Annotated in this window: 18 protein-coding genes; 14 read left to right on the forward strand and 4 right to left on the reverse strand. The window is 44.9% G+C overall.

Annotation, left to right across the window (positions count from 1 at the left end; translation table 11 throughout):
• Window positions 1-8 precede the first annotated feature (8 nt).
• Together L5L77_RS03790 and L5L77_RS03795 are read right to left on the reverse strand one after the other, a co-directional pair.
• Complete coding sequence (locus L5L77_RS03790; RefSeq protein WP_263192866.1) at window positions 9-428, reverse strand: cytochrome c-type biogenesis protein CcmH; 420 nt, start codon at window positions 426-428, stop codon at window positions 9-11.
• Window positions 428-2,527, reverse strand: a complete 2,100-nt coding sequence (locus L5L77_RS03795) for a heme lyase CcmF/NrfE family subunit (RefSeq protein WP_263222098.1) — start codon at window positions 2,525-2,527, stop codon at window positions 428-430. The genes L5L77_RS03790 and L5L77_RS03795 overlap by 1 nt, the downstream gene beginning before the upstream one ends.
• Window positions 2,528-3,078: 551 nt before the next feature.
• Between L5L77_RS03795 and sirA the strand changes: the two genes are divergently transcribed.
• The 10 genes from sirA (at window position 3,079) to L5L77_RS03845 (ending at window position 14,870) form a co-directional block, all read left to right on the forward strand.
• On the forward strand, window positions 3,079-5,142 hold the full coding sequence (sirA, locus tag L5L77_RS03800; protein ID WP_263192868.1) for a dissimilatory sulfite reductase SirA: 2,064 nt from the start codon (window positions 3,079-3,081) through the stop codon (window positions 5,140-5,142).
• Window positions 5,143-5,204: 62 nt separating this feature from the next.
• On the forward strand, window positions 5,205-5,645 hold the full coding sequence (locus tag L5L77_RS03805; RefSeq protein ID WP_028761786.1) for a rhodanese-like domain-containing protein: 441 nt from the start codon (window positions 5,205-5,207) through the stop codon (window positions 5,643-5,645).
• 85 nt (window positions 5,646-5,730) lie between these two features.
• Entirely contained in the window at window positions 5,731-6,513 is a 783-nt protein-coding gene (locus L5L77_RS03810; RefSeq protein WP_263222100.1) for an FKBP-type peptidyl-prolyl cis-trans isomerase, read from the forward strand.
• Window positions 6,514-6,547: 34 nt separating this feature from the next.
• Window positions 6,548-7,228, forward strand: a complete 681-nt coding sequence (locus tag L5L77_RS03815; protein ID WP_263222102.1) for a tetratricopeptide repeat protein — start codon at window positions 6,548-6,550, stop codon at window positions 7,226-7,228.
• Window positions 7,229-7,317: 89 nt separating this feature from the next.
• Entirely contained in the window at window positions 7,318-7,809 is a 492-nt protein-coding gene (locus L5L77_RS03820) for a nitrous oxide reductase accessory protein NosL (RefSeq protein ID WP_263222103.1), read from the forward strand.
• A gap of 10 nt (window positions 7,810-7,819) precedes the next feature.
• Window positions 7,820-9,109 (forward strand): nitrous oxide reductase family maturation protein NosD, encoded by a 1,290-nt coding sequence (gene nosD, locus L5L77_RS03825; RefSeq protein ID WP_263222106.1) that lies wholly within the window; start codon window positions 7,820-7,822, stop codon window positions 9,107-9,109.
• The gene (locus tag L5L77_RS03830) at window positions 9,106-10,146 is read left to right on the forward strand and encodes an ATP-binding cassette domain-containing protein (protein ID WP_263222108.1); all 1,041 of its coding nucleotides are present in this window, start codon (window positions 9,106-9,108) and stop codon (window positions 10,144-10,146) included. The genes nosD and L5L77_RS03830 overlap by 4 nt, the downstream gene beginning before the upstream one ends.
• Complete coding sequence (locus L5L77_RS03835; protein ID WP_131524238.1) at window positions 10,143-11,015, forward strand: ABC transporter permease; 873 nt, start codon at window positions 10,143-10,145, stop codon at window positions 11,013-11,015. The genes L5L77_RS03830 and L5L77_RS03835 overlap by 4 nt, the downstream gene beginning before the upstream one ends.
• A gap of 221 nt (window positions 11,016-11,236) precedes the next feature.
• Window positions 11,237-12,520, forward strand: a complete 1,284-nt coding sequence (locus L5L77_RS03840; protein WP_173496241.1) for a transcriptional regulator — start codon at window positions 11,237-11,239, stop codon at window positions 12,518-12,520.
• 235 nt (window positions 12,521-12,755) lie between these two features.
• Complete coding sequence (locus L5L77_RS03845) at window positions 12,756-14,870, forward strand: M13 family metallopeptidase (protein WP_263222111.1); 2,115 nt, start codon at window positions 12,756-12,758, stop codon at window positions 14,868-14,870.
• Window positions 14,871-14,921: 51 nt separating this feature from the next.
• Here the strand turns inward: L5L77_RS03845 and L5L77_RS03850 are convergent, their stop codons facing one another.
• A complete protein-coding gene (locus tag L5L77_RS03850) occupies window positions 14,922-17,315 on the reverse strand; it encodes a fatty acid cis/trans isomerase (RefSeq protein WP_263184552.1) in 2,394 nt (797 codons plus the stop codon).
• Window positions 17,316-17,570: 255 nt separating this feature from the next.
• Between L5L77_RS03850 and L5L77_RS03855 the strand changes: the two genes are divergently transcribed.
• The 4 genes from L5L77_RS03855 (at window position 17,571) to L5L77_RS03865 (ending at window position 20,422) form a co-directional block, all read left to right on the forward strand.
• On the forward strand, window positions 17,571-18,200 hold the full coding sequence (locus L5L77_RS03855) for a flavin reductase family protein (protein WP_263184550.1): 630 nt from the start codon (window positions 17,571-17,573) through the stop codon (window positions 18,198-18,200).
• Window positions 18,201-19,027: 827 nt separating this feature from the next.
• Window positions 19,028-19,339 carry a type II toxin-antitoxin system MqsR family toxin gene (locus L5L77_RS22765; RefSeq protein WP_394474184.1) on the forward strand — a complete coding sequence of 104 codons (312 nt, stop codon included), beginning with the start codon at window positions 19,028-19,030 and terminating at the stop codon, window positions 19,337-19,339.
• A 13-nt stretch (window positions 19,340-19,352) separates the two neighbouring features.
• Window positions 19,353-19,910 carry a type II toxin-antitoxin system MqsA family antitoxin gene (locus L5L77_RS03860; protein ID WP_263184549.1) on the forward strand — a complete coding sequence of 186 codons (558 nt, stop codon included), beginning with the start codon at window positions 19,353-19,355 and terminating at the stop codon, window positions 19,908-19,910.
• 2 nt (window positions 19,911-19,912) lie between these two features.
• Window positions 19,913-20,422, forward strand: a complete 510-nt coding sequence (locus L5L77_RS03865; protein ID WP_263184545.1) for a hypothetical protein — start codon at window positions 19,913-19,915, stop codon at window positions 20,420-20,422.
• 541 nt (window positions 20,423-20,963) lie between these two features.
• On the opposite strand, the gene fre is transcribed toward L5L77_RS03865, so the two are convergent.
• On the reverse strand, window positions 20,964-21,674 hold the full coding sequence (fre, locus tag L5L77_RS03870) for an NAD(P)H-flavin reductase (protein ID WP_063883664.1): 711 nt from the start codon (window positions 21,672-21,674) through the stop codon (window positions 20,964-20,966).
• Between the last annotated feature and the right edge of the window lie 33 nt (window positions 21,675-21,707).

A 21,707-nucleotide genomic window follows, 5' to 3' on the forward strand; every position in this document is an offset into this window, starting at 1 on the left:
CTTTACTTTTAAATAGTCGTTTGTGTTTTTCTACGGGTTACCAATGCGAGACACAACCCAACACCAAGCACTAATAACAGCAGTGGCCCAAACCAAAGTGCGAAGGTGGAGGTATTAAATTCAGGTTGATAACGGATTTTTTGACCATAGCGTTGCACCATAAAATCGATAATCTCATCTTGGCTTTGCCCCTGTTCCAGCATCGAGAATATTTGTGCTTTGAGCTCGTGGGCGATTGGCGCCTGTGATTCAAATAGGCTTTGATTCGTCGCCATAGGGCAACGCAGCACTTTACTGATATCTATTGCCTGTTGCTGGTAGGAAAGGCTTGATATGGGCTGAGCTTGCGCTACGGATAAGCATGGGATCCCTATCCCACATAAGGTGATAGGGAGCAGTAAGACTAAAAAGCGCAATATTGGATTCATTAGGCAAGTGTCTCCTGTGGTTTGTGATGGGATAGGTTACCTAAGGTTGTTAAATCAGCTTGGTAGCTAAAATGGCGAGTAGGCCAAGCGGCAATCGCCCCACCTAGCATCATTAATAGCGCACCAAGCCAGATCCAACTCGCAAGGGGTTTATAGCTGATACGAATAAGGTATTCGCTGTCACTTAATTGCAGCCCCATAGACACATAAATATCCCGCCAGAATCCATGTTCGATACCCGCGTGGGACATTTCCATCCCATTGCTTTTAAAGGTTTGGCGTTGCGGCCTAACGTAACCGAGGATCACTTCATCATTCGCACCATCGCGGATACTGATATTGGCTTGGATTGCCGTAAAGCTGTTGGTTTCGACATTCTCAGTGCTTTCATACACTAAGATATAACCCGCCAACGGTTTACCTTGGCCAGGGCCCATTCTGAGGAGGGCTTCCTGTTCAAAAAAGGAGATGGATGTTGCACCAATAATAGTGATAGCCACCCCAAAGTGGGCGAATAGCATGGCTATAAACCCTTGTTTTGATGTTTTAACGGGAGGATTTAAGCCGTGCTCATTGCGGTTTTGGGTTAATTGACGGGCATATATTCGTCTACCTAATCCTGAGGCTGCCAATATCGTGAGCAATAAACACACCAGCAACCAAAGTGCTGCGGCAGTGCCAAGGAGTAAAAATAAGCTACTGCCCGAGGCGGCCTGTAAGCTTACCCAGCCAGCGACGGCTAATATCACTAGGCTAGGAATGAGCAGGGAAGTAATACGAGTCTTTGAGGCATTTTGCCATTGCGCTATTTGCCATTGCACTAAGGGCGCAATGCCCATTAAAAGGACAAGCAAGAAAGTGAGGGGGACAAATATAGCGTTGAAATAAGGGGCACCCACTGAAAGTGTACCTAAATCGAGTAGCTCATAGATCAAAGGGTAAAATGTACCGAGTAATACGGAAAACGCTGCTACGACTAAGATAACGATCCCGAGCAGTAACAGCGTTTCCTTACTGAAAAGCGCGAAAGTCACATCCGCTTTTAAATGGTGGGCTTTGAGTGCAAAAATGAGTAACGCAGCCCCAACAAAAATCACTAATAAGCAGAGGATTGACATACCACGGGTCGGATCGGCAGCAAAGGCATGTACCGATTGCACTATGCCGGAACGCACCAAAAAGCTGCCGAGTAAACTGAGTGAGAATGCCAATAAGCACAGCAGTAAAGTCGTGAGTTTAAAGCCATGAGTACGTTGAGTGAGAATGAGGGAATGTACTAATGCTGTTGCCACAAGCCAAGGAATAAAGGAGGCGTTTTCTACCGGATCCCAAAACCACCAACCACCCCAACCCAGTTCGTTATAGGCCCACCAAGATCCAAAGGCATTGCCGCCCGTTAGAAACACCCACGCTAATAATACCCAAGGTCGTAAATAGTTAATTTGACGAGTATTAAAACCACCACCGAGCAGTGATGCTAACGCTGCAGCAAAGCAAACAGTGAGGCCAACATAACCAAGAAAGAGCATGGGCGGATGCAGTATGAGCCCTATGTCTTGCAAAATGGGGTTAAGATCTCGCCCTTCAATCGGAATGTTAGGTAATAAGCGGGCAAAGGGATTAGAGGTAAAGAGTAAAAATAAGTTAAAACCAAGGATCACTAATGCCAAAATGGCCAACAGCCTCGCAAAATACAGGGCGTCTTGGTATTTATCGCTGGCCTTATCCTGAGTGCAATCCGCCATCTTTATGCGATAACTGATGATCGCCCCCCAAAGGGTAATCGCAAATATCCAAAACAGCATTGACCCTTCGTGGCTGCCCCAAACGGCGGCCACTTTATAACCCAATGCTAATTGGCTATTCGAGTGGTTTGCGACATAAGCAACAGAAAAATCATCAGTCATAAAGCAATAAATTAAGCAAAGAAGTGAAACAAATACTGAGGTAAATATGGCTCTAAAGAGTGTCGGGCTTAATCCCACCAGATAGGCATTATTCTGCTTAACACCGATTAAGGTCAGTGCTGCAGAAAATAATGCCAATACGCTACTGATGATCAGTAATATATGTCCAATTTCTGGAAGCATAGTTGTCATTTATTATGCCTTAGAATAATGTGGTCGCGGTAATATGGTGTTAACAGTTAACTATTTTACCTATGTGGTTTTAACTGGCTGAATTTTTATTCGATTCGCTCAAAAACTTGAATTATTTTATTGTGATTTTAAATGTACATATAATTTTTTTCGTAGTAAAAGTCAGTTTAATCACAAGATTTAATCACTGTTGATTTTAAGATTAGTCGAGTTTTGCATTTAATAATGTGATCTTATCCGTTATTAAATTATTCCTTTTTACGCTTGATGTTTTTTGAAAAGTAAAATGCATTTTTAGTTTTTTTTATAACTGAAATGTGCTTTTTAACTTCTAAAAAACAAATGGCATTAATTTTGTAAGTTATTGTATTTTATTTGTTTTAGTTGATTTCATTCATCTTGATTTATCAGCGCAAATTTAGTGTGCTCTAGCTCTGATTTTTAATGGTTTTTTGCCTCCACCATGCTGTAACTGGTCAATTGTTTATGTCGTTCAGTGAGCAATTAGGTTCAGTAGAAAATAAAAAACTAATGATAATTAGGAGTGAATGATGAAACGATGGAAATCCAAAATAGCACTCAGCGTGCTGTTTTGTTTAGGTACTATCATCAGTGTGGCCGGAATAGCATCCGATGCTAAACCGGGCGAGGTAAAGCCTGGCTATGGTAATAAACAAATGAGTGCGGAAGCTCAGGGAATTATGGCTAATCCCGATCTAACACTAGAATCCCGTGGTGTAAGAACACTGCAGGATTATATTGTTCAGGAAAAAGAGTTGTTTGATTTTCTTTTTGAAAATCATCCGGTATTTAAATATGCCGAGCAAGGTCGTTTAAAAGGAACCTATAAGGTCAGTGACCGTGGTGAAGAATACTTACACGGTGGTGATAGCCAAAAATATAGCCAACATCAAGAGGGCAATCGCCCTATGGCATTGCAATATCGCCTCGGTGCCAAGTCGATTTTGGATTTCCCAAATAAGTTTGTTGGTCCTGAAAAATGTGGTGAGTGCCACGGCCCACAATATGAAAAGTGGAAACGTTCACGCCATTCAAAAACCTTACGTTTTCCGGGGAGTCATCCCGAAGTCGATAACGATTTAAACAAAACCATGTATGGCACTAAGGATACTTCTATCCTGCCAGACGGCATTACCCCTGATGCAATTTATGCGACGGTGGGAACACCAAGAACCAAATACGGCTTTATCGACAGCTACTTAGTACGCGGTACCTTCCATGTGAAAGACGGTTTACTCAAAGATGGTACTGGCACTATGGTCGCCGGCGGTAACCAATTCTCCCGTGGTTGGGCTGAATGGTTAACCCCTGAAATGGCGAAGAAAATTCAGAAAGTTATTCCTGAATTTCCAACTAAAATGGAAGATTTTGGCGCGAGTGGTTCACACCAGTGGGGTATGAGCTCCTATGGTGCTAAATACGAGAAGGAATTCTTATTCCAACCTGCGAGTTCCTATTGCGAAATGTGCCACACCTTTAAGTTTGATTTTAAAACTAAAGATGAGTTTTTTGCAGCCCTTGGTAATCCTAAAGAGCTACAAAAACATACAGTGTCACTCGGTATTACCTGTGAAGAGTGTCATGGCGCAGGTGGTCATTTAGACGGCGGTATCGGTGGTGGTATGCCTTCTAACTGCGAGCGTTGTCACCAGCGTTTTAACTTCGTAGAAGAACTTGCGCAAACCCCACAGGGTAAAGAAAAACTGGAATATGCCTTTAACGTGAAGATGAAATCTTCTTGCCCATCTTGTGGTACAGAAGGTTCGCAAATGTTTGCCTCGTCTCACTACGATAAGGGCATGCGTTGTTCTACCTGTCATGATCCACACGAAGTGACTGATGGTGATTGGAAATCCGGTATTACTAAACCAAAACTCATCAAAGAATGTACCGATTGCCATACGGCACAGGCTGAAATTGCGAGTAATACCAAGACCCACAGTAAACAAACTTGTCAAAGCTGTCATATGCCAAACATGGGTAGTTGTGAAAACTTCACCGCGATCCAGTTCCCTGATATGGCCGGTTTCGACAACGTTCGTAAGTCGCACATGTGGAAAATCGATGTCGATCCATTGCGTAAGACGCTTAACCCACCTGAAGGTAAGTCTCGCGACTCATCCACTAAGGGCTGGACTGTGGCGAAGGACGAAAATGGCCATAACTACCTCGATCTGATGTGGACCTGTGCTCGTACTTCCGCTTCTGATCACGATGTAGTGGATAACAAAGGCTGCCATAGTCAATTCCAATCTAAGTTGGGTGAGGGTCTGCACTTTAAAGATCAACAGCAAATCTACGGCAAAGTTCAGAAGTGGCAAAAACCAGTGAAAGAAACCTATGCCAAAGTAGAAAAAGCCCTTATTAGCATCGATAAGTCGCCCAATATGGCGAAGTTATCGGTAGAAGATAAGACGCAAGTGCTGTTGTTGACCGATAAAGCTCAAGATGTCCTCAAGCTGATTAAAGCCGATGGTTCATGGGGGGTTCATGGTGCGCGTTACTCACAAAAACGCTTAGATGCCGCCTTGACCTATGTGACCCAAGCCCAAGCCATTATTGATGGTAATGCGCTGAGTGCGAAGAAAATATAGTTTAACTTGAGTCCTAGTTATCCCCGACACCTTTGGGTGTCGGGGAATATGAGAGCCTAATTATGCATAACATGCTTCGTCAAAGTGTAAGCCGAATATTGATGGTGTTGGCCTTAGGCGTGACTGCGATGCCAGTCATCGCCGGTGGTGGCTCAGAAATGTCTGAAGTGCCCTATAACGAAATCCAATTAAATCCCATTTCGATGATGGAAGCGGAAACCTTAGTCGGCAAACAAGGCGTTTATTTTTTCGACGTAAATACACTGGAGATATGGGCAGAAGGTTTTATCCCCGGAGCGGTTTTTTTCAATGTTCAGAATTGGAGAGAGTTACTTCCAAAGAATAAAGATGCAGTCATGGTGTTTTACTGCGCTAACCGCCTTTGCACCAGCAGCAATATGGCGGCGAGAGAAACCATGAAGCTAGGTTACACAGGTGTGCGTCATATGGCCGATGGTATTTATGGCTGGCGTATGTCAGGTCGAGTAACAGAAAAACCTTAGTAACACACAGGACCGATGTTTTATCGGTTTGGTTTGCAGGGCCAAAAGGCGAAACCCACAGGGTTAACATTGTAGAGAACATAAAATGAAAACACGTATGTCAACTTCTTTTATCCCCAAAAGCATCACAGTGGCGACCTGCGCCGCATTATTTGTTTCGGTAGCCAGTTTTGCCGGCACAAGTCTGAAAACCGATGCAGATAAAACCTCTTACAGCATTGGCGCTTCTATTGGTAATTACATTTCTGGTCAAGTCTACAACCAAGTTGAATTAGGCTCAGAGGTGAATGTCGACTTAGTCGTGCAAGGTTTTGTGGATGCGCTTAAAGATAAACAGCAATTAACCGACGAAGAAGTGCTGACCTACCTGAACCAAAGAGCAGAACAACTCAATGCCGCAAGAACTGTCGTTGCTGAAAAACAAATGGCAGAAACTAAAAAGGCAAGTGCGGCATATCTTGCTGAAAATCAAAAAAAGTCTGGCGTTAAAGTTACCGCCTCTGGTCTTCAATACGAAGTCTTAACCCAAGGTAAAGGTCATAAACCCAATCCAGAAGATGTGGTCACAGTGGAATATGTTGGCACTCTTATCGATGGGACTGAGTTTGAAAATACGGTTGGACGTAAAGAGCCCACTCGGTTTGCATTAATGTCGGTGATCCCCGCTTGGGAAGAGGGATTAAAGTTGATGCCTGTGGGGTCTAAATACCGTTTTGTGGTACCAGCAAGCCTTGCCTATGGCACTGAAGCCGTAGGTATTATTCCTCCTGAGTCAGCACTTATCTTTGAAATTGAACTGAAAAATATTGAGAAACCCAGCGAAATGAAAGAGATGAAAAATAAAAAGATGATGCCTGCACACGGTTAATCTGGCTCCTAAAACGAGTTGTTTGGAGAGTGAAATGGAGACTGGAATGGTGAGCTTAGGACTAGGCATTGGCATCAGTTTACTGTTGTTTGTTGCTTATATTTACTGGCAGCACATGCGTCTAAACCTAGTCATGGGAATAGCACAGTTGCCAAACATGTCGAGCAAAGTGCCCTTTGCGATGGGAATCGTCCTAGTGCTGCTTACCCTTGCTGTCTACAGTCAAACAGGCCGTTTTAGGGATTGGGATCAAGGTCGGATTGATGAAAATATTGATTATTTAGTGGCGGCCGAGATCACTAAAGCCAGTCGTTGGGCTCAGAGTGAGCCGCAAAACACCTTGGCACTTATGTCATTAGCTCAGGCTTACAATGCGGGAGGTTTGTACTCAGATGCAGTGCTGACCTTAGATAAATTACTCGAAATAGGGGGAGAAGATGCTGAAGTGTTAGGGGCAAAAGCTAACGCGCTTTATTACCGCGAGCTTCGGCAAATGACACCTGAAACCCAAGAGGTGATTACCAAAGCATTAGCACTCTCTCCCTTTGAGCCTCAAACCCATATGTTACTCGCGGCAGATGCTTACTTGCATGCTCGTAACCAAGAGGCGATTGACCATTGGCAGCTTTTGCTCAAACACAATGGGGACAGTATCAACCGTGAAGCAATCGATAATGCGATTGCAAAAGCACAAAGCAAAATGAATGAAAGATGAAACCCGTTTCTATCAACCCTCGCCGTAAAGATCTGTCCCTGCAAGGAGTCTGGCGAGGCGTTGATATTTTTAATAAAAGGATAAATAGAATGAAGAAATACTATGCATTGTTGCTGTTAGTGCCCTTGCTATTTGGCTGTAATAAAAGCGAGGCCACAGACCATGTTCATAAAGCCGAGATGATCCACGAGCATGACCGTTGTCATTTATGCGGCATGGTGATCACTAAATATCCCGGACCTAAAGGGCAAGTGCACCTCAAGGCTGAGAAAACGGTACCTAAGTTTTGTTCTAGCCGCGATATGTTTAACTTTGCATTACAGCCTGAAAATAAAAGACAAATTGATTACATGATGGTGCATGACGCGGGCACGACCGATTGGGATCAACCTGACGATGGCGCCTTTATTGATGCCGCTAGCGCATTTTATGTTTACGGCACCAGTAAAAAAGCCGTGATGGGGCCAGCTGTGGCACCTTTTAGCACTAAAGCCGCCGCCGAAGCCTTTGCTAAGGAATACGGTGGCCGAGTGCTGAGATTTGATGACATCACCCTAGAACTGCTCGCGGGTGATAAATAAGGTTGTGATGATGAAGCTGCGTCTCGTCCTTATTTGGCTGCTGTGCTTTGCCTCTTTCGGTACTTGGGCTGCACTCATTCGGGTAACAGATACAGATTCACTCACCCTTGCCCTTAACAAAGCCCAAGCAGGTGACACCTTAGTGCTAGCCACTGGGGTGTATGAAGGCTCCTTTAAGGTGACGCAATCCATTTCGCTAAAGGGGGAAATAGGCGCGACATTAGATGCACTGCGCCAAGGGAGTGCGTTGGTCATTGAGGCGCCTCAGGTGAGTATTGAGGGGCTCAATATCCGCCACTGGGGACGGGATCTGTATTACCGTGATGCCGCCATTTTACTCAAAAAAGGGGCGGATCATGTGCAGATTAAGGGAAACCGCTTGGTGGGCGATGGTTTTGGTATTTATGGCGAACAGCTAAACTCACCCATCATTACGGACAATAGCATTAGTGGTAACGGTGCCATTCATGTGCTTGATCGGGGTGATGGCATTTATCTCAAGCATGTTAATTCGCCACAAATTGACCGAAATCAGCTGATTTTTGTCCGTGATGGTGTGTATTTAGAGTCCGTTACCCACAGCCGCATTTATGAAAATCAATTCACTAAGCTGCAATATGGCATTCACTATATGTATACCCAAGCCGACGAAGCGTGGCAAAACCAAGCGATTGCTGTCGATGGCGGTTATGCCCTAATGAATTCAACCCATATTTACCTGCACCACAACCGTGTGACTCAGGCGCGGGACTTTGGCATTTTGCTCAATATTACTGAGGCATCCCATGTGCAAGCCAATGTTGCGAGTCAAATCCATAACCCTAAGGGCACTGTGGAGCTTGGCAATGAGGGGAAAGGTATTTTTATTTACGCTGCTCAACATAACCGTATTCAAGATAACGAGTTTAGCCACAGCGATACCGGGATCAGTATGGCCATGGGCGGAGAGGAAAATCGCCTTTGGCATAATCGTATTATGGCCAATCAAACCCAAGTTAAGTACGTCGGCGAGGCACTGCTGGAGTGGAGTTATCAGGGGCAGGGCAATTACTGGTCGGAATATCAAGGTTGGGATCTGAATGGCGATGGATTAGGGGATATTGCCCATAGGCCGAATGACAGTTTAGATAAACTGTTTTGGCTTTATCCTGAAGCCAAACTGTTGATGGAAAGCCCCGTTGTGTTGTTACTGCGTTGGGTGGAACGCCAATTTAAGCCCCAAGTGACGAGCGGTATAAGTGATAGTTTTCCCCTAATGCAAAGTGGCGCGCATGTACTGATTGATGGAGGTTCGCGATGAATCATCAAACTTTGACCTGCTCAGCGAATAAGCCTGTAGTGAATGCTGATGTGGTTGTTAAAGCGACAAATATCAGTAAATGCTATGGCAAGTTTAAGGCACTGGATGATGTGAGTTTTGAGGTGTTAGCGGGTCAAGTGATCGCACTCCTTGGGCATAATGGTACGGGTAAATCTACGTTACTCAAGCTTATTTTGGGATTACTTACCCCCACAAGTGGTCTGCTCCAAGTTCAAGGTCATAGTGTGAGCTCCCAACAGGTGCGGCAGAGTTTGTCTTTAGGCTATTTACCTGAAAATGTGAGTTTTTATGACAATATGACCGCCAATGAGCTGCTGCGATATTTCGCTAAGCTTAAGGGCGTTGCCTTGCCTAAAGTGCATGAATTACTTGCTGAATTTGGTTTAGAGGCCGCTAAAGATAAGCGTTTGAGTACTTTTTCTAAGGGGATGCGGCAACGTCTTGGGCTCGCGCAGGCGATATTGGCTGAGCCTAAGGTACTGTTACTCGATGAACCGACAGTTGGCTTAGATCCCTTGGCATCGGCTTTCCTGTATCAAAAAATCGCTCAGCTCAGGGCGCAGGGCTGCGCCATTATTATCAGTACCCATGAGTTGGGATTAGTACAAGATCAGATGGATCGCGCTTTGATCTTAGGTCGAGGGCGAATGTTGGCTTCGGGAAGCTTAACCTCCCTGAGGGCGGCGACTCAGTTGCCAAATCATATCTTGTTGCATTTTCTATCTAATACTCAAAGGCAAGCATTGCTAGCGGATCCCATTTTAGCGGCATGTGTTAAGGCAAACGCGGGGCAGGGACTCACGCTCGCTGTGTCACAGGAGCAAAAGTCAGCCGTGTTAAATCACTTATTACAAAAAGTGCCCGTGGGGGATTTTTCTATTGAACCTCCTAGTTTGCAGAGTGTGTTTCATCATTACATGGAAAGTCTTTGCCCCCTTCAGTCGTCAAAAATGCCCACAAAGACTATTAACATAACAGATATAAATCAGGCGATTAATTTGGAATCAGTCCTATGAACCGTTCCGAGGTTTTGCACCATCGTTTAAGTGCCCTGAGCATAGTGAGCACCATAGCCGCCAAAGAGTTTAAGGATAATTTACGTAATCGTTGGTTATGGATGATGGCGGGAATCTTGTTGCTGCTATCTCTGTGTGTGAGTTTTATGGGCAGCGCTGTGTCCGGCAACTTAGTGGTATTTGAGCCTGCCCAGATCCTTTCTGGGTTAGTCACTTTATCGGTATTTATGCTCCCTTTAGGTGCGATTTTGTTGAGTTATGACAGCTTTGTTGGTGAAAAAGAATCCGGCACTCTGTTGTTACTGCTGACCTATCCATTAGCACGTTGGCATCTGGTGTGCGGCAAGTTTTTAGGCCATGCCTGCGTGATGACCATTGCCTGCATTTTGGGCTTTGGTTTAACAGGATTAATACTGATATCACTGGGCGATACTCAGGCCCAGTTATCCATAGCTATCGGGTTTATCCATTTGATTATGAGCAGTATTTTACTGTCATTAGTGTTCGTGCTCTTGGGTTATTGGGTTAGCTTGTGTGTGCGAGAAAAAGCCAAGGCACTGGGGATATTACTCATTTTATGGTTTGTGCTTGTGCTGGTTTATGATCTGATTTTACTCAGTGCTGTGGTTGGAATGAGTGAGATGTTTAATCGTACTGTATTCAATCTACTGATTTTGTTGAACCCTACTGATCTGTTCCGTGCTTTAAATTTACTCGCGACTCCCTCGGATACACTCGCGGCTAAAAGTAGTCTCACTCTGCTTGCTCAAACTGGGCTGGGCTTACCCTTAATGTATGGTTTGCTGGGTGGCTGGATTGGTGCATTACTTTTGTGTTGTTCTTGGATCTTTAAATACCAAGAAATCTAGTTTAGCGACCTCTGTATTAGTCTAACTTTGTACTTATTAAACAATGACTAAACTGAGTATAGAGTCACACTCTTATATGTTGTTAAAAGGTAAAATAAACCATCTTGACTTGGTGATTGCATATCATCGTTTTCTTGGAAAGAAACAATGTCACATGATGATTGCATGTTGTTAGTGTAATCAAACTTTATCAGTATTGGCTGATCTTTCAGGCGTTTAACATGCATAAAATCACATCTTATTTAATGTTAGATGAACAGGCTAAGGAATTAGTCGATCATGTGAATGGGACAACCATCAGCCTGACTTTTTCCGAAACGGCCTTATTAGTTCTGCTGTTATCATCCACGAATGCCATTTTTACTAAGGAAGAATTGCTGCAGGTCGGCTGGCCTGAAAGGGTGGTTGCTCCTACCTCTTTAACGCAATGCATCAGTACCTTACGTAAAAAGCTCGAACCCTATACCGAAGTGCAGCTTAAAACCGTGGCACGCCGCGGGTATCAATTGCATATCTCTGAACAATCCCATGTAAAGATGCTGGCGATCAATGATGCGAATGCAATTCGTGATGCCTTAGTGGGGGTGTCGGTTTGGACTAAAGTTGCTGGTATTGCCCTCTTGTGCGCTATCTTGGCAATCGTTTGGTATGTGAGCGACCACCATGCGGTGGTTAAACAGGTGGCTAAATGGCATGCCGATAAATATATCAGCCTCAATATTGGTGGCACGCTGGGGACGGCGCGAACCTTCTATATTGGTGATGAGGATCGTTTACATCCTTCATGGTGGCAAAAACATTTAGCGCCAGAGGGAAATCACATCAATAACCTTAATTACTTCAGTGCATTTACCTCAACTGATGGCAAAAATTATTCGATGGCGATTTGCCCTGAGCTGGACGCCGATGCCTGCAGTGGTCACGGCATCATCAATATCACGGCGATAGATGCAAAACCCGCAGGATTAAATATGGCGGAGTTCATTCCGCTGAGCCAAATAATGGAGCAGCGCATTCGCTATAACCGTATTGTCCTCCCTGCGGATGATAAAGGAATGGGGGAGTTACTTGAGCATAATTACCATGCGGATATTTATTTTCCCGTCGCGGGCGAACTCTTAGTTCGTAACGATCTCAGTATGTCTCTGGTCTATGAAGGGCAAAATAAGGGTAAGTTTTATTCGACCTCCTGTATTACAGATCAAGATTGTTTAACGACACCGATTAAATACACTATCCGCGGTGAGTTTGAGCAGTACCAGACCACAATTGATGACCTTAAAGTTGATGTTTTTCACGTTAAAGTGTTACAAAAAGAACTGACAAAACCGGATGAAGTCAGCCATTCTGCTATGCAGTTCTACCGTGAAATTCGTAAGCATGATATCCGTGATGAAGATTTATTTTATTATCGTGTTTATCAAAATGAGCACACGGCAGTATGGATCATTCCTCAGATGGGACAAGTGCTTGCGTGGACTCAGTACACTCAGATCAAATTATAAAGTAGTCGTTAGCCAAATTTGATTAAGCCGACATAGCGTCGGCTTTTTTGTGCCTGCAGTTGAGCGCGGTCGTGATGATGCTAAGCTGCGTGTTTAAGCGTCTGGCTCAAATTGTTTGCATTAACTTTCTATCATAAAAATTGGCTTTGTTTTACTTCTTCATTCAGTGCCAGTTACACTGCCAAACTTAGCAATCACACTATAAATACAATAATAAAAAAGAGAGGAGTCATTCATGTCGGACCGTCTTATTCCCGTGCTATTACTGTCAACGTCAGTATTGGCTGGGCTCACTGCTTGCAGTGATAACACCACAGAAAACACCGTAAAAACCAGCGAAAACGCGCCAAAAAGTCAAGACGTTGCGGCTCAAATGCCGATTGGCATTAATGTCGCGGCTATGACGCCAACGGTAAAACCAGGGGATGATTTTTATTCCTACGCCAATGGCGAGTGGATGAAAACGACGATGATCCCCGCCGATCGCTCCAGCACTGGCGCTTTCCTCGTTGCCTTTGAAGCAACCGAAAAGCATAAAACCAGTTTGATTGCCGATCTGGTGAAAGCGCAACATGCGGTGGGAAGCGACGAAGCGCGTATCGCCGATTTCTACAAGGCTTACACAGATACCGCCGCTATTGATGCCGCAGGAATGAAGCCTGCCGAGGCGGATATTGCCCGTTATGAGGCTATTGCGAGCAAGCAGGATTTATCTGCGGCATTAGGTGGAAATCTGCGCGCCGATGTCGATCCTCTTAATGCGACTGACTTTTATACCGAAAACCTATTTGGGATCTTCGTAACCCAAGGTTTAGCCACGCCGGGCGAAGTCTTACCTTACTTTTTACAGGGCGGTTTAGGCTTACCTGAGCGTGAATATTACCTGTCTGCCGATCCTAAAATGGTCGACATTCGCACCGCTTACCGCGCTTACATTGAAACCTTGCTTAAAGATGCGGGTGTGAGCGATGCCGCTGTCCGTGCCGATCGTATTTTCGCCCTTGAAAACAAGATTGCTGCAGCCCACGCCAGCCGTGAAGCAAGCGAAGATTTTACTCAGTCTTCGGGTGTATGGAGCCGTGCTGACTTTGATGCCAAAGCACCGGGCATCGATTGGACTGCCTTTCTAGCGGCGGCGCAACTGGGCAATCAGCCTAAATTTGCGGCCTACCATGCAACGGCGATTACGGGACTTTCTGCGCTTGTGGCCTCTGAGCCTTTAGAAGCATGGAAAGATTGGCTCGTGTTCCACCATATCAATAGCCATGCCGATGTGTTGCCATCGGCTATCGACAACGCTTCGTTTGCCTTTAATGGCACTAAGCTTTCTGGCACGCCAGAGCAGCGCAGTCGCGATAAACGTGCCTTAGCGGCACTCGACCAATATTTAGGTGATGCCGTAGGCCATGCCTATGCCGAGCAATATTTCCCCGCCTCGGCCAAAGCAGAAGTCAGCACTATGGTGGATAACATAGTGGCCGCCTTCGGTCAGCGAGTGGAAAAACTCGATTGGATGGACCCTTCAACCAAGAAAGAAGCCCTAGCAAAAGTGGCCACTATGGCGGTGGGCGTGGGTTATCCCGATAAATGGCGCAATTACGACAGCTATGCAGTGACTGCGACCAATGCCTACGCCAATGCCATCAATGGTGAAAAAGTAGAGTACAGCCATCAGCTAGCCAAGATTGGCAAACCAATGGATAAAGGCGAGTGGTGGATGACGCCGCAAGTGGTGAATGCGGTGAACTTGCCGGTGCAGAATGCGCTTAACTTCCCTGCGGGTATTTTGCAACCGCCATTCTTCGATGCTAAGGCCGATGCCGCTTACAACTATGGCGCGATTGGCGCTGTGATTGGCCATGAAATCAGCCATAGTTTTGATAACAATGGTGCGGCCTTTGACTCGACTGGTGCTATGCGTAACTGGTGGACGCCCGCTGACTTTGCTCAATTTGATAAGCAAGGCGATGCGTTAGCGCAGCAGTTTGATGCTTATGCGCCTTTCCCTGATTTACACGTGAATGGTAAGTTGACCTTAGGTGAAAACATTGCCGACGTAGCAGGTTTAGCCGCCGCTTATGATGCTTATCACGCCTCACTTAAAGGCAAAGATGCGCCTGTGATTGGAGGCTTTACGGGTGATCAACGCTTCTTTATCGGCTTTGCGCAAACCTGGGCCACTAAGATGCGTGACGAAGCCCTGCGTGCTCGGGTAGCAACCGATGGACATGCCCCCGGCATGTACCGCGCGCTGACCGTGCGTAACTTAGATGCTTGGTATACTGCATTCGATGTTAAGCCTGGCGATAAGCTGTATTTGGCTCCAGAAGATCGCGTTAAGATCTGGTAAGTTTACTGGGTTGATTTGAAAGGAAGGGGAACACTAGCGTTCCCCTTTTTATTAACGATTTTGCAGTCGGTTGTAATCCAGCCACCCACTTTCTATCGGGTGATTGTCAAAAAAGATCTGATTGAGTTTGTCACTAAAGGCCCAAAACTTCGGATCGGTACGGCGTACACCCACCATATCTAACAGTGCCTCATAGTCTTTTTCAGTTTGCATTTTCTCTACTGTCGCCACGACGTTAGGCAAGTCTTGTTCTTTCACTCGCCAAAATTCCTCAGGATAACTGCCCAATAAGCCATGCACTAAAGTGACGTCATCTTTAGCGGGTTCGCGGTTACTCGCCTCATTAAACAGGCTCGAAATATTCCGATGAGCGCTATTGCGAACTAAGGTAAATATCTCAGCTTTACCCGCTTTTTCAGGTTCCACCATGATCATAGTTAGTTCAGGTAACAGGGTCGCTTGTGTGCCTTTTAATCGATCTAATGTGTGTAAAAGTGCTTTGCTATGTATTTGCAAGCTACTGTTTTCTATGTGATATCGATTGGGTTGAACCTTAGCAACCTTCTGCCCGAGTTTTTGATACAGCTCGCCCTTTAGATCGTCACTAAAGTAGAGTACGCCCGTAGGCTGATGAAAGGTGTTGATATCCCCTGCGATAAAGGCCGTGAGCTGAGTACCTGCCCCTTGATACCAATCACTCAACTGCTTGCGTCTTTCCTCCTGCGGCAACAGGGTCAGGAAATTCGATTCCCCCTCCATACGTAAAAAATCCATGTATAAGCGAGTTAATAGCTGGTGGCCGTAGTTACCATAAACATCGAAACCCGCGACCAATAAATAGTGGATACGCTCCAGCAAGGCATAATCGATAATCCAAGCCGTTTTGGGTGGTTCGCCGACTAAGCCTTTGACCACTGTGGCATTGTCGAAATGGCGCAGCACTGTCAGGCTGGCATTATCATTGGTGTCGTCGCCATCCCAGAGTCCGTCTATGGTGAGGTGCTGGCCGTTTTTGAATTTCTCGTTTAAGAACTGATTACGCGCCCGCATATATTTGCCTTGTTTGGCGGCATATTTCACCCAAGTTACAGCGAGTGCAGTGCTTTCTTCCTCAGCTGGCATACGTAGGTTTTCAATCTGGGACTGATAGAAGGTCCTAAAATCCGTGTCGTCCATATAATCTGGGGTAACAAAGTACACCCAGAATCTGTCGTTAATCACATTGAGCGCCACCTGACCACGGCACACTGGGCCTTTAATAAAGCCCATAATGGTGTCTTGAGCGCGGTTCAGCATAAAGCGATAGCGCGCACCGGCAGGAATTTGAATAAAAGCTTCAAAGGGATTAGCCGCAACGCTCGGCTTGTAGCTCGGCAGTTGAGTGACTGAGTAATCCGCATCGATAAACCATTGTTGCCAGTTATTGAGCAAGCCGGTATTCAAAGCGTAGGGGATGTGGGTTTTATCGACTATGGTTGCCCGATAAGGCCGAAAGCGGTAATAGACTCGCTCCACCTTAGGATCGTCGAAGGGACGACGGGAGGCGATAATATCCAGCGCTTGCCCCGGCGGCGTCCGAGAACGCACTAACTCGAAGAATAAAGGCTGGGCGTTCGGTTGATTTAAAGACTCAAAATATAAGTGGAAGGCAAACAAATGCTCATAAATGTAACGTGCACTTAATTGGCTTTTTAAACTGTCGCCGTTTAAAAACGTCTCCCAGTGGGTTATTTCTGCACTAAATTCAGGTGTAAGCGCCTGTGCAAATGGCAGTGGTGCACCTTGCTCAAGCCAGTGCATCAACACTTGATGCTCATTAGCATTCAGTGCTGGCAAGCCATAAGGCATACCTGCAAGGGGCTGGCTTTGCTCGTATTTGTCCATTTCCTCTAGGCTGGCGCACTGTTGAACTCTGTCTAGGCTGAAATCAAAACGCTTATCTAAAATCTTGTCTTCGGGCAGGGGATGCATTTGCTTAAGCGTGAGCATTCTGGCTAATACTGAGGCTTGGGTATTGGCTTCTGGGGTTTGATCGCGCTCGTTTAGCATGGGGTAAAACCCGCGTTGACGCCAAGCTTCTGGGGTAAAGGCATCGACAAATAAGCGATTAGGTGTGGCAGCGACTAAGCGTGTGCCTTGGTAAACCTTTTCCTTACTTGCCCCACGCTCTATACCTTCGCTTGAGGTCATTTTTAACTGACAGGGGGCATCGTAACAGGCATGACATACCACGCAGCGGCTATTGAGAATAGGCTCGACTTCTTTGTGCACAAACTCGGCTTGTTGAATAAATTGGTCGTTCAGCTGTACATTTTCGACGCGTTTTTGCGGTGAGCTAGTGCCAAACAGGCTATTGAAATCGATTTGCGCTACGCTGGCGCAACCTGTCGCTAACAGCACTGCGACCAACAACAACCTCTTCCATCCCCCTTTTATCACTTCCATTCACTGCTCCTTCATTTGCCACATGCTATTTAGCAGAGTTAGGCTTTTTAGCCCACTGATAAGTATCACTTTAGCAGAAGAGTGTGTTGGATTTAAAATTTGCAGCCAGATGTTGTTCAAGGAGCTGACTTAAGTAGCCCTACAGACTTTTGGTCGCTGCTCGAAACTTGGGTAAGATAGCGGCTATAAAAGCGTAACTGTGATGGCTGTATTAATTGCACCAGTATTGTTGTGGCAATAACAAAAGGATGAAGTATGACTGCTGATAACCGCTATTTTTACGAACCGAGCAAAGGCCATGGCCTTGCACACGATCCTTTAAATGCGATTGTGGGGCCTCGACCGATCGGCTGGATTTCATCACGGAATACTCAGGGGCAACCCAATCTTGCACCTTACAGCTTTTTTAATTGTTTCAACTACAAACCGCCCATCATCGGCTTTGCCAGCACAGGTTGGAAAGACAGTGTCGCCAATATTGTCGAAACAGGCGAATTTGTGTGGAACCTCACCACTCGCGGCTTAGCCGAGCAGATGAATCAAACCTCCGCCATGCTGCCACGCGGTCAAGATGAGTTTAGCTTTGCCGGACTCACGGCTAAAGCTGGCACCATTGTTAAGGCCGATTTAGTGGCTGAAAGCCCAGTAAACTTCGAATGCAAATTGTCCCAATGTATCCAGTTAACCGCCGCTAATGGCGACAAGATCGATACTTGGTTAGTGTTAGGAGAAGCGGTGGCCGTGCATATTGCTAAGCATTTACTCAATGCCGAGGGGATTTATCAAACAGCCCTTGCCGAGCCCGTATTACGTGCCGGCGGCCCATCGGCCTATTATGGGATCTGTGAAGATCTGCGTTTTGATCTACATAGACCACAAGTGTAGGGGGGTGCTCAGGTGCCGCAGGGCTGTGGGTTTTCAAACTTCGTTTGAGTTTTAGGCATTAGTTTAACTTTTAACTTTTTAAATCAAAATCTAAGTCAAAGTCGTGGGGCTTCACCCCACACCCGACCAAGGAGGACTGCTCGTCCTATCCTCCTTGGATTCTCCATGACGCCCCTAGCGAAGTTACATGCATTAGTTACCTGTCTCATACTCCAATAAAAATCGCCTAACGGCTCAGATGGGACATCCCTGTCCCCCCGAGCCTGTGCCATCATCCATGATGTCGCCACGGCATTTTTATCTGCGTATTTCGACAACTTCGCAGGGGAAGTGTATCCCTTAATTTTGGTGTTGTTCGTTAGTTATTAAAAGCAAAAAGAGTTGTGGGTGTTTTGACTTTCGAGACGTCAATTTGGATCTCATTTGGGCGCAACAGACGCCGACCTTTATTTTTAACATCAGGTCGCAAGACTGCGAGCCATTAACGGTTGATACCCCGTTGTGAAAGGTGAATTATCGATTATCGTAAATGTAGTTTGAATAACATAGGACATTGGCTTTGCTAAACTCGAGGAGACATATGTGTCCTCGCTTTTGCGCACTTTTCGCTCTTTCCCGCTCCTTCGAGCAAAGGGGTGCTTGACGGTATCGATTGACTTATTATTCAAGAATAATACATTAGTCATTATATTTTTTTACACTTGGTTTCTGTTTGCTTCCTATTTACTACGGAACAATTAGTTAAAGAAGTTGTTGCAAATTTAACCAGCACCACCTAGAATCCGCGCACTTAAATCAACCATATTGGTTGATTTTGGGAATTACTAATGCCACAGTATGATCTAGCTACAGTGAAAGCTTTGGTTCATAACCAACGTAATATAATCATGCTAGGTAATAGCAGGAGAGATAGGATTAATCTTGGTTACGAGATGAGTGATGTACAAGCATGTATTAACATGCTTCAAGAAGATGGATTCCATAGGACACATGAATACGGTGACCATACCGTAGATTCCTATAAAATCAGTTATTTACTGAGCGGCCAAGAAATGGCTGACAACCTCTACATTAAGTTCTACATTGATAGAGAGCAACAAATAGTCGTAAAAGTGTTGTCTTTTCACATGGATAGGTGATAGCGGAGCAATTATGAAGAACTGCATTACATGTGGCTCTACTGAGACGCATGAAGTACAAGAAGAGTTGTTAATGCGTTACAAGAAGGTGCAACTGAAGGTTTTCAGTAAGTTCACTATTTGTGGAGCATGTGGAGAAGAGTTTGAATCATCTGATCAAGCAGATGCTAATGACCTTGTCATGAGAGAGGCTAAGAAGAAGCATGATGGCCTTCTTGGTAGAGAAGAACTAAGAAAGATCAGGCTGTCATTTAAGTTGACTCAACAAGAAGCTGCTATCGTATTTGGGGGGGGGATCAATTCGTTTTCTAAATATGAGCGTGGCGAAATATCACAAAGTGAGAGTTTAGACAAGCTCATCAGGCTTTGTTACTCAGACAGCTTTATTCTTAGGAAGCACCTTCAATTAATTAACAGAGTTGACTTATTTAGAATAAAAAATCCAGTATGCAAGGTATTAGATTTTGTTTCTGATGTTGAAGATATGTCTCTTCATTACTCTAAAAGAAACGCTGTAAATAATGCAACTCATAAGATATTGAACTCGGGCATAAGCCACTACGGGACTTAAAAATGAATCAAGAAGCAATCAGAGAAGCAATCGATAATTTAGAGCTTCTGAACATAAAACTTCGTGGTTCTTCTTTTCAAGTAAATGAGGAAATTGAAGGTGTTATCAGAGCTGATATGCAACAGCAAAGCATGCTACATATTGAAGGAGAAGTTATTGATGATGCGTTAGAATCTTCTAATGCTCAAAAGACTGCAAATATGCTCCAAGTCAAAATTACACTTGGAACAAGGTATATATTGAAAATAGATAATAGTTTGAAAGATAAAGTAAAAAAAGGACACGTGGAGACTTCCTCAGAGCCAACAGAGCTTGCGAAAATAGAGGCTACTTTTCTCTTAGAGTATTTAATTAAGGGAGAAATCAATGACTCATCAATTAAGGAATTCTGCGAGTTTAACTCTGTTCATAATTGTTGGTCATTTTGGAGAGAGCATGTTTTTAGTGTATGTCAGAAAGCTCACATTCCAGTTTTTAGCATTCCTTTTTTTAAGAGCACTAATAATAAATAGTATTACTAGTAAACTAGTTTCAACCTAGGCTTAAATCAGATACTTGATCAATTCCTTATCATTATTATATTAATATCCCACGACTTTGATCCAAACGAAGTTTGGAAAGCTTTAAAGTCGATATTCCTAGCATTCGCTAAAACTATAGAAATAATAAACCCCAGTAAACAGGGGTTTATTATTTGAGCCTATACTGGTAAAAATTTAATGAGCCATCCATTCTTAAACTTTCAGCAAGCATGACAGTAAAAAGAAGACTTTCAGGTTTCTGAGGAGTTTAGGGAGATTAAGCACTGGCATGTAAGTGACCGTTGACGGCATGGATGCCGTCGTCGAGCCCTCATGGACGAGTTTATGGCGTGTCACTGGAATGACAATGCTTAATGGCTTAATTTGATGCTAAATCAGTTGGTCAAATTAATCAGCTATTTGGTTAAGTGATTAAGCAACAGCCAGTTAGTTCAAAGCTGGATTCCCGCTTAACAGCATTGCGGGAATGACGCTGATGAGTGGCTGGCTTTAGAGACTACAAATCCATGCGTTATTTGATAAACGCGAATGCATCACCGTAGAGATGCGCTTCTTCTACACCAATCTCACGGAAGATTTCCCGTGCTGCACCCACCATGTCGAAACGGCCGGCGATATAGATGTCGTAGCCATTTAGGCTGACAAAATCTTGTTTGATTTGCGCTAACAGATTAGCAGTTTTGCCTTGCCAATTGGCTGGCGCTTCTTCGATGACTGGGACGAAGTGTAACCAAGGGTGAGCGTCGTGCCACTCGCGGGCGATGGTTTCAAAATACATGGCATCTTGGGTGCGACAACCCCAATACAGCATTGTTTCAACCTGTTGGCCAAGGGCGATTTGGTGCTCGATGATACTTTTAATGTAAGAGAAACCTGTGCCGCCGGCGATTAACAGGCGAGGGCGAATGCTTTCGTGACGCAGGTGGGCTTCGCCGCCTGGGGCTTCGATGTCGATAGTGCTGCCATCAATGGCGCAGGCTTTCAGGCGCTCGACCACTTGCATTGGGTAGCTTTCGCTGACGGCTGCGCCAATGTGTAATTCGATCAGCTCGGCGTTTGGCGCTGATGCGATAGAGAAGGGGCGTTTATCTTTTTCACCCATGACAACACATAAGTATTGCCCCGCTTGGAAATCGAAGGCGGTTTCAGGCCTTAACAATACTTGATATACGGCATCGTTAAATGGGTTAACTTTCTCTATCTTACAACGTATGGTTTTCATCAAACTTCCTTTGCACCTTTCTTCAACAGTATG

It is taken from the genome of Shewanella sp. SM29 (assembly GCF_025654245.1).
GTDB classification, from domain to species: Bacteria; Pseudomonadota; Gammaproteobacteria; order Enterobacterales; family Shewanellaceae; genus Shewanella; species Shewanella oncorhynchi.